The organism is Cysteiniphilum sp. 19S12-1 (assembly GCF_052030685.1).
GTDB lineage: Bacteria > Pseudomonadota > Gammaproteobacteria > Francisellales > Francisellaceae > Caedibacter.
In genome coordinates this window covers 1-562 of the sequence record NZ_JBQAJM010000097.1, presented here as the reverse complement: position 1 = coordinate 562, position 562 = coordinate 1, and the positions used below count along the sequence as shown (strand labels likewise).

Genomic DNA, 562 nt, shown 5'->3' with positions numbered 1-562 from the left:
ATTTCATTTGCAAAATAATGTTGGTTGATTTGCAAAATAACTCTGGCTGAGCCTAAAGTTTTTGCTGGTTCTAACAGCTAATCACGAGTGAGTGGGATGAAATCCAACGTATTTTGGCATCTATTGCGCGCAAAGATGTGTCACAAAGTACGATCATAAAAAAATTATCATCATACTCACGAAAAAACAGGACACTCAAAGCACTCATTGAATTTGATAAGATCATTATGAGTATTTACATGCTCAAATATATCGATGATATTCAACTAAGAAGAAATGTACATCGAGCATTAAATCGTGGTGAAGCCTTCCATCAAATACGGTCGGCGTTATTCCAAGTCAATGGCAAAAAAATCCTTGGTAAATCTGAAAATGCGCTTGAAATCAGCAATCAATGCAATCGAGTATTAGCTTGCTGTATTATTTATTATAACGCTTCATTACTATCAGAGCTATTAACACAGGCTGAGGCAATAGGTGATGAGAAACTGTGTAAGCAAATTAAGCGGCTTTCACCTGTAGCATGGCAACATATTAGCCTGCTTGGAAATTTTGTTTTTTG

1 protein-coding gene is annotated in these 562 nt (G+C 35.9%); it reads left to right on the top strand.

All coding sequences use genetic code 11. From position 1 onward, the window contains the following. Positions 1–113: 113 nt before the first annotated feature. Positions 114–562 (top strand): Tn3 family transposase (locus ACTS4L_RS11395; RefSeq protein WP_440652076.1); only part of this gene is annotated, 449 nt, incomplete at its 3' end.